This is a genomic window from Streptococcus sp. 2022WUSS037 (assembly GCF_044427225.1).
GTDB lineage: Bacteria > Bacillota > Bacilli > Lactobacillales > Streptococcaceae > Streptococcus.
The window spans coordinates 1-8,921 of record NZ_JAOTGJ010000051.1 but is presented as its reverse complement, the minus strand read 5'-3'; the positions used below and the strand labels follow the sequence as shown (position 1 = coordinate 8,921).

Genomic DNA, 8,921 nt, shown 5'->3' with positions numbered 1-8,921 from the left:
TATCTAACCTGAACAATTAGATTATAACAGGAAAAAGAAATGGAAGCTCAAAGCCTTGTCAGCCACCAGCATAGCTGGTGGTTTTCTTGTTTTTCTCTACGAGAAAAACTGGCTCGAAGCCATAAAACAGTAAAAGGCATCCAGTAAGATGCCTTTTGTCTTGCTTGCTGAACTCATCAATTTAATACCTTTTTTACTACCCCTTTAGTATATTGTACTTGTTTGTACTTTACATTTTAGAATAAAAAAGGTAAAAAGTAGGTTAATAATTTAGTGTATTTTATTGAATTATTTGATACTGCGATAACTTGAAAAAATAAATTAGTACAGTGTACTAATTTATCCCCGAGCTAGTATAGCGAGGGCTATAGTAAGAACAAGTCTGGAAAGTTCCAGACTTGTTTTTTGACTTTAAATGAGGGTGTGAGCCTGTATCCTGAAACAATAGATGTTCTAGAGAAGTTATCACAAAACTATCGTTTGGGGATTATTGCCAATCAGTCTAGTAGTATTAGAGAACTGCTTAAAGAGTGGGGAATTGAGTCTTATTTTCAACTCATCATCCTCTCTGAAGAGGTTGGGCTATCTAAACCAGATACAACTATTTTCACACTTGCCTTGCAAAAAGCAAACATCCCTGCAGATAGAGTTGTCTATGTCGGGGATAGGTATGATAATGATATTCTCCCTGCTAAATCTTTGGGAATGTGGACTGTACGGATACTGACAGGTTTTGGGAAGTATGCCAGTGAAAATGAAAAATTGAAGAGTGATTGGGTGATTCCTTCATTGCAAGAGATAACAAATATTTTTGAACAAAAAAACTAGACTGAACATTCTCAGCCTAGTTTTTACATGTATTAGAACAAGCCTTTAACTTTATCTAAAAGACCGTTAACACCTTCAGAACCTGATAACAAGCCTTTTGCCTGTTCCAAGTATTCACCAAATTGGTCTTTGTTTTCTTCGATAAATTGTTTTGCACCATCAAAGTCTTTGTTTGCAATCAATTCTTTTACTTGGTTAAAAAGATCTACTGGATTCATGGTGAAAACACCTCCTATGAAACTATTAAACCAAAACTGGACGGATTTCACAACTGAAACGACTTATAAAAATGTAACGCAAACTGCTTCAGGAACATAGAAATCGTGTGAAAGCTCAGTCAAACAGCCATTTTCGGCATCTCTTTCGAATACAGTTGCATTGTCAGAATCTTGATGGACAACAATCAAATGCTTTTCATCAGGACTAAGAGTGAAATCGCGAGGAGTTTTTCCATTTGTTGGGACGATTTCAACTAATTCTAAGCTGGCATCAGCAAGCGTTTTGTAGACTGCGATAGAGTCGTTTCCTCGGTTGGATCCATAAATAAATTTACCATCCTTTGTGATGCGAATAGCGGCAGTACCGTTGAAACCAGTATGGTCTTCTGGGAGAGTAGAGACAGTTTGTAGGTGTTCAAATTGTCCCCAGCCGTCATAGATAAGCACCTCAATAGTTGAATTGAGTTCACAGATGAGATAGGCGATTTTTGCGACAGGATGGAAGACAATGTGACGTGGACCACTTCCTGGCGCAGCCTGATAGGTTGCGATTTTCTCTACTTTTCCTTGGTCAGAGACCTTATAGGTTACTACTTGATCACATCCTAAATCACAGGTTACTAAAAATTTATCGGGCGTCAAATCAGAAAAGTGAACGTGGGCGGAAGCTTGGTTTTCGTGCGGCCCAGATCCTTCGTGTTGAGCGACATCAGCTAATTCTAGTGAACCATCCGACAAACGTTTATAAACAAGTAGTTGCCCTTTGTGGAAATTGGAGCCATAAACTAAATCTCTTGCTTCATCTACAGCGACATAGCAAAGTGGTGCACCCTCTGATACAACATGGTTGAGTAGAGTATAGTCAGCATTGAAGGCAGCGATACCTCCTAGACCATTTTCAGCGCCAACGGAGTATAGATGTCCGGCCTTATCAAAGGCAAGGTAGGTAGGGTTAGGTTCTTCAGTGACCAATTCTAGATTGCTAAGTTGTCCTGTCTCGGAGTCAAAATTTGCTTTATAAATTCCTTTTGATTCACGTTTTGTGTAGGTACCGAAATAGATAGTCATAGGCTTCTCCTTTTTGGAAATGATTGATAAAATTATACCATGTTTTTCTGAGAAAGTCGTATAAATTCTGTAGTTGATTTTTACAAAAATCCTTTCTCCATGTTACAATAGAAAAAAAGACTAGGAGTGTATTAGATGGAAGATAAGCATCAAAAATTTAGTCTGACTTGGTTTTTCCGCTTGTTTTTAAATAGCCAAGCGGTGACATTTTTATTGGTAACCTTGCTGACTTTTTTGACCATATTTATTTTTAGTAAAATTAGTTTTTTATTCAGACCAATAGGAAGCTTTTTAGAAATTGTATTGTTACCGATGATTTTAACAGGTCTTTTGTATTACCTATTAAATCCGATGGTTGACTGGATGGAAAAGCATAAAATTTCTCGTACGGTTGGTATTTCCATTCTCTTTGTTTTAATCAGTCTTCTCATTATCTGGGGACTGGCGGTGGCAATTCCGAGTATTCAAGAGCAAGTGACATCCTTTGCGCAAAATCTTCCTTCGAATATCCAGAAAATCGAAGGACAGGTAACTGGGCTCCTACAGAATCAGCGCTTTGAACAATTTAGACCAACAGCTCTGGAGATGTTAAATAAGGTCAATGATCAGATCGTTGCCTATGCTCAGAAGTTTTCCTCAAGTGCTGTGAATTGGGCAAGTAATTTGATTTCAACCGCTTCGCAGATTATTGTTGCTATTTTGATTATGCCTTTTATTCTCTTTTATCTGTTACGGGATGGTCAGTATTTGAATAAACACATCACCCAATATCTACCAACCAAGTGGAGAGAACCGATTGGAACAGTGCTATCAGATGTGAATGGGCAATTATCAAACTATGTTCGTGGTCAGGTGACCGTTGCGATTATTGTTGCCCTGATGTTCTCAGTGATGTTCTCAATCATTGGTCTTAGCTATCCAATAACCTTGGGGGTGATGGCTGGTTTCCTCAATCTAATTCCGTATTTGGGTTCTTTCTTGGCCATGATTCCAGCTGTTATTTTAGGATTGATTGCTGGTCCAATCATGCTGGTTAAGGTTTTAATTGTTTTTATGGTGGAACAAACTATTGAAGGGCGATTTGTAACTCCCCTAATCATTGGTTCTTCTTTGAATATTCACCCGATTACCATCTTGTTTGTACTCTTAACAGCTGGTCAAATGTATGGAGTTCTTGGGGTGCTTTTAGGGATTCCAATTTATGCATCTATTAAAGTGTTAGTCAAGGCAGTATTTGAGTGGTACAAAGCAAATAGTCATTTATATAATGAAGAAAAGAACGAGGTTTTGAATGAACAATAGTGAAAAAATGTTGGCTTGTTTGGACCAGCAGGATTTAGTCAAGGCAGATAAGTATTTCAGGCGCGCCTTGGTGCAAGATGACAGTGAAACGCTTTTGTCCTTGGCTGCCTATCTGGAAAGTATTGGTTTTTTCCCTCAGGCTGCACAAATTTATGACAAACTCAAGGAAACCTATCCTGAGGTAGTCCTCAATCTGGCTCAGATTGCTTTTGAAGACGGCATGGTCGAAGAAGCGTTTGCTTATTTGGAGGAAATTTCGGAAGACAGTCCAGCCTATGTAGAAGCCTTGTTGGTCAAGGCGGATTTGTATCAGGCAGAAGGCTTGTCTGATGTGGCGCGTGAAAAATTGTTAGAAGCAAGTCACTTATCAGATGAACCCATTATCCTCTTTGGCTTAGCAGAATTGGATATGGAACTGGAGCTTTTTAATGAGGCTATTTCCTACTATGCCCAGCTGGACAATCGTGAAATCTACGAATTAACGGGAGTTTCTACCTATCAGAGAATTGGTATTGCCTATGCAAGTTTAGGGAAATTTGAAGCGGCCATTGAATTTTTGGAAAAAGCTGTTGAGTTGGAATACGATGATCAGACGGTCTTTGAGTTAGCAGCTCTGCTATTTGAACGAGAAGAATACCAAAAAGCCAATCTCTATTTCAAGCAGTTGGATACCATCAATCCTGATTTTGAGGGCTATGAATATGCCTATGCTCAGTCGCTTCATGCCGAGCATAAATTAGAAGATGCCTTGGCTATGACTCAAAAAGGCTTGGCTAAAAATGACTTTGATGCCAATCTCTTGCTTCAGGCTTCTCAGTATGCCTATGAATTGCACGATGAGGAAGCTGCTGAAGACTATCTTCTCAAGGCAAAAGAGGTGGCTGATGATAGTAACGAACTAGCTCTGCGCTTGTCCAATCTGTATCTTGAACAGGAGCGATTTGAAGAGGTTGTGGCTTTATTTGATGAAGAGGTAGATAATGTTCTAGCTCGCTGGAATGTGGCCAAAGCCTATCAAGCTCTAGAAAGAGATGATGAAGCTATTGAGCTTTACGATGAATTGGCCGGAGAATTGGCTGAGAATCCTGAATTTTTGGCTGATTACGTAGCGGTTTTACGTCAACTTGGTCGTTTGGACGAGGCAAAAGAGCAAGCTAGTCGTTATATCCAATTGGTGCCAGACGATTTAACCATGCAAGAATTTTTGAATGAAGAGTAGGTTATGCAAGTAAATCGATTATTTCAATACAATACCTTAGGAGCCTTGATGGCTGGACTGTATGGCGGCTCCTTGACGGTTGGCGAATTGTTGGAACATGGTGATTTGGGTTTGGGAACCCTGGATTCTATTGACGGCGAGCTGATTGTTTTAGATGGAAAGGCCTATCAGGCCAAGGGAGCAGGGGAAAAACCAGAAGTGGTTGAAGTTCCTGCTGATATGAAGGTCCCCTATGCGGCGGTCATTTTTCACGAAGCAGAAGTCATTTTCAAACAACGCTTTGAAATGACTAGTGATGAATTGCATCAGCGAATTGAGTCCTATTATGATGGTGAAAATCTCTTCCGTTCCATCAAAATAAAAGGAACGTTTTCGCATATGCATGTGCGTATGATTCCGAAGTCGGCCTCTGATGTCCGTTTTGCGGAAGTGGCTAGTCGCCAGCCTGAGTATACCGCTGAGAACATTTCGGGGACGATTGTGGGCATTTGGACGCCTGAGATTTTCCACGGGGTCAGCGTGGCTGGTTACCACCTGCACTTTATCTCGGATGATTTGACCTTCGGCGGTCATGTCATGGATTATGTGATTTCAGAAGGCTTTGTGGAAGTTGGTGCTGTTGACCAGCTGGACCAACGCTTTCCAGTCCAGGATCGCAACTATCTCTTTGCTAAATTCAACGCCAAGGAAGTCAGGGAAGATATTGATAAGGCGGAGTGATTTCAATACAGAAAAATCCATGAATTAGATTTTCATGGATTTTATTTTGTCTTCAGTTGGGGTGACACGGAGGGTCTTCTGGCCGCGGTAGGTCACAAAGCCTGGCTTGGCACCTGTTGGCTTATGCAGTTTCTTGGCCTCAATCATATCGACTTGGACCAAGTTAGAATGTCTAGCCTTGGAGAAGTAGGCAGCCAGCTCGGCTGCGTCTGTCTTGACCTCGTCGCTTGGGTCCAAGTTGTCTGTGATGACCACATGACTACCTGGAATGTCTTTAGCATGGAACCAGAGTTCGCCTTTCTTGGCTATTTTGAAGGTCAGCTCATCATTTTGCAGGTTATTTTTCCCGACCAGAATAATGGTCTTCCCGTCCGTCGCCAAGTATCGCTCAGGTTTCTGACGCTTATGGATTTTCTCACGGTGGCGACGTTTGAGGTAGCCTGTTTCAATCAATTCCTCACGAATCTCATCAATTTCAGCCAGACTAGCCTGTTCCAGCATGGTGTCAACGGACTCCAGATAGACGATGGTCGCCTTCGTTTCCTCAATCAAGTTGGTCAGGTGCTTGACCGCTTCCTTGAGTTTCTGGTATTTCTTGAAGTAACGCTGGGCATTTTGGCTAGGCGTCAAAGCCACGTCCAACTCAATCTCCAACTCCTCGCCCGTATAGTAGTTGTCTAACCGCACACTCGGCTGGTCGTTGGGCACTTGATGCAGATAGGTGGTCAAGAGCTCGCCCTTTTGCCGCACCAACTCCGCCGTCTCCGTATCCGCCAATTCCTGCTCCTGTTTGACCAGCTTCTTGCGATTCTTCTCCAGCTCACTGGCTACCCGCTTGATCAGCTCATTGGCCTGCTGGGCCACCCGATCCCGCTCCGCCTTGTCCTGATAGTAGAAGTCCAGCAGGTTGCTCAGATTTTCAAAGTGTGGCTGGTTTTCAGGGCTATTGGCAAATGGCAGAGCAGCATAGGACTTGTCTGTCAGGCTAGGCTGTGTAGTCTGGTCGAAAAAGACACGGAAGTTCTTCAGGCGGTCTGACTGCAAATGACTGGCCAGTTCAGAAGCCGTATCCCGACCCAAACCTTGAAAGACCTGTTGGAGATTTTTAGGACTCAGTTCCTGAGTCGATAGGATTTCAAATAATTTCTCGTCAGATACCGTGTAAGGATTGAGAGAATGCGTCTCCGGTGGACGAATGTAGGTCGAGCCTGGCAAGATGGTCCGGTAGGAATTTTGCGAGAAACCAATGTGCTTGATAGCCTCGATAATCTTCTGTTCAGACTTATCCACCAAGATGATATTGCTGTGCTTGCCCATGATTTCCACAATCAAGGTAGCTTGTATATGGTCACCAATCTCATCCTTGTTGGACACCGAAAATTCTAAGATGCGGTCATTGTCCAACTGACGAATCTCCTCGATAATGGCACCCTGTAAGTATTTCCGCAGAATCATGGTAAAGGTATTGGGTACCTTGGGATTGGTAAAGTCTGACTGGGTCAGCTGAACCCGCCCGAAAACTGAATGGGCGGACAGGAGCAACTTATGGCTCTGACGGTTGCTGCGGATGTTAAGAACAATTTCCTGTTCAAAAGGCTGGTTGATTTTCTGAATCCGCCCACCTTCTAAATTGGCCCTTAACTCAGCCGTCATGTGATGTAAAAAAAATCCGTCAAAAGACATGGTTTTCCTCTTTCTAATCGCTATAACTCAGTCTAGTATATCATATTTTGATGTTTTTTGATGAGAGTGATACTATGAGAAAAAGTGTAGGACTATAGAGTGATGATGGATGGGGCTGTTTACTTGCAAAAAAGTCGGGGGGGGTATAATAGTAACTATTGAATTGTGTATGGATTTGTTTGTATCAGTATGAAAAAAATATATTCCTGTGCTAGGAATAGGTTGAGTTATAATTTTATACATAATCATTTGGTCTGCTTTTAGAACGAGAGAGTTTCCTATTGACAGTATTCCAAGTATTCAAGTATTATAGTAGAGCTATGACAAACTCACACTATGACTTGGATACGCTTTATAGACATGATGATAAACAAGCCAGCATGATCAACCAAAAATCCATTTATTAAGAGGAGAAATCAGTATATGCATTTTGCTAAAGGTAAACGTTCGTTAAGAAACGATGAGTTCCAGAAAAATGAAAAACGCTATCGATATGGCATTCGGAAGCTAGGTTTAGGTGCTGCTTCAGTAATCCTAGGTGCGTTTTTATTTGCAGGAGTACCTACTGTATCCGCTACGTCATCTGTTTCGTATGAGGTAAATACGGATAGTACAAAAATTGATTATGCCGATGCAGGATATTCTGTAGTTGCTAAGGAGACACCGAAAGATTTTATTGTAAAAGATGAACGTGAAAATTATTTGACTTTGCAGATAATTGCTGAAGTTGTTAGTGATGGAACTGAAAACGGTAAAACAAAGTGGAAAGAATTAGATACTGACTATTATGTAGTATCAGTTAACAGAAACGATAGAAGTCTTTCTCTTTCAATTTATGATGCAAAAACAAAAGCATTAAAACAAAGAACAGATAATATTAAAAATGGTCATACAGCTACTGTTCGTGGATTTAATAACACTGAAGATATTAAAATAACGGGTGGTATTAATACGCGTGGGGCACTGACGATTGTTATTGAAGGACCGGCAGGCTATGCAAAACGCCTACTTGCTTTATTCGGTCCAGCAGCAGGTGCTGAACCAGCTAATAAGATTAGTACATCAGGTATTTATGTTGTTCCACAAGAAATCTATTATTTCTATGAAAAAGATAGGGAAACTATTGGAAAAAGTTTTTACAATACTGACTTTGATGCGAGCGCGTACGAGCAGATATTACCGAAATATTCACAAACTGGTCTAAGCGGAGATACCTATACGTTAGGGGATATTTTGGTAAATGGTTATCGAATTACCTATCGTCCAATTGAAACAGGTGTGTTAACTGCAGCTGGTAATTTTAAAAATGACTTTACCAATCCAAATTATCCAGTTGGTGAAACAACAACAGTATCTAGAACTAACTATGATGGTAAAGGTAATGATTTACGTATTGTCTATGATGTAATAGATGCAAGTGGTACAGAGACCGTAAAAGTCTTTTTAGGTAATACTCCTATTCCTTTGAGAAAAGAAGGTACGGATAACCAACCAAGTGATGAGTATGTAGGAACTGTGACATATAGTGGTGCAGGTAGTTTTGCAGAGTTCGTTATTCCTTCTATGGGAAACCGTTTGTTAACAGTTGCGAACAACTATGCTTCCCCAACTACTAAAATGGCGTATTTTTATGAAAAACTCCCTACTGGCTCAGTTATTGTTAACTACGTAGATACCGAAGGTACTAAGATTGGTACAGAGTTCAAAGATACCACTGATGGAGAAGTAGGGTCAGCTTACGATACTACTGTCAATACAGGCGAACTCACATCAGATAAGACGACAGAGCGCCCAAGTGTTATCACTAAAGATGGCAAAACATACCGTCTTGTTGCACAAGCAACAGATGCGACTGTAGGTCAAGTTGCCTCAGACGGTCACTT

General features: G+C 41.0%; 7 protein-coding genes and 1 pseudogene. 5 read left to right on the top strand and 3 right to left on the bottom strand.

Going from position 1 to position 8,921, the window contains the following annotated elements; translation table 11 throughout:
* Positions 1-405: 405 nt before the first annotated feature.
* A pseudogene (locus tag ODU55_RS11135) lies at positions 406-828 on the top strand (HAD family hydrolase); the annotation flags it as partial.
* 32 nt (positions 829-860) lie between these two features.
* Here ODU55_RS11135 and ODU55_RS11130 read toward each other — a convergent pair.
* Together ODU55_RS11130 and ODU55_RS11125 are read right to left on the bottom strand one after the other, a co-directional pair.
* Complete coding sequence (locus ODU55_RS11130; RefSeq protein WP_002935693.1) at positions 861-1,046, bottom strand: hypothetical protein; 186 nt, start codon at positions 1,044-1,046, stop codon at positions 861-863.
* A gap of 63 nt (positions 1,047-1,109) precedes the next feature.
* Positions 1,110-2,114 carry a lactonase family protein gene (locus ODU55_RS11125; protein ID WP_398580333.1) on the bottom strand — a complete coding sequence of 335 codons (1,005 nt, stop codon included), beginning with the start codon at positions 2,112-2,114 and terminating at the stop codon, positions 1,110-1,112.
* Between the two features lie 135 nt (positions 2,115-2,249).
* On the opposite strand from ODU55_RS11125, the gene ODU55_RS11120 reads away from it, so the two are divergent.
* The 3 genes from ODU55_RS11120 to budA are packed head-to-tail and all read left to right on the top strand — an operon-like array spanning position 2,250 to position 5,355.
* Positions 2,250-3,416, top strand: a complete 1,167-nt coding sequence (locus ODU55_RS11120; RefSeq protein WP_398582860.1) for an AI-2E family transporter — start codon at positions 2,250-2,252, stop codon at positions 3,414-3,416.
* Positions 3,406-4,635 carry a hypothetical protein gene (locus ODU55_RS11115; RefSeq protein WP_398582859.1) on the top strand — a complete coding sequence of 410 codons (1,230 nt, stop codon included), beginning with the start codon at positions 3,406-3,408 and terminating at the stop codon, positions 4,633-4,635. Before ODU55_RS11120 ends, ODU55_RS11115 begins: the two co-directional genes overlap by 11 nt.
* A 3-nt stretch (positions 4,636-4,638) precedes the next feature.
* Positions 4,639-5,355, top strand: coding sequence for an acetolactate decarboxylase (budA, locus tag ODU55_RS11110; protein WP_222374939.1), 717 nt, complete (start codon positions 4,639-4,641; stop codon positions 5,353-5,355).
* A gap of 24 nt (positions 5,356-5,379) precedes the next feature.
* Here budA and ODU55_RS11105 read toward each other — a convergent pair whose 3' ends face one another.
* Positions 5,380-7,038 carry an NFACT family protein gene (locus tag ODU55_RS11105; protein ID WP_398582858.1) on the bottom strand — a complete coding sequence of 553 codons (1,659 nt, stop codon included), beginning with the start codon at positions 7,036-7,038 and terminating at the stop codon, positions 5,380-5,382.
* A gap of 423 nt (positions 7,039-7,461) precedes the next feature.
* On the opposite strand from ODU55_RS11105, the gene ODU55_RS11100 reads away from it, so the two are divergent.
* A partial coding sequence (locus tag ODU55_RS11100; protein ID WP_398582857.1) for a YSIRK-type signal peptide-containing protein occupies positions 7,462-8,921 on the top strand: 1,460 nt, incomplete at its 3' end.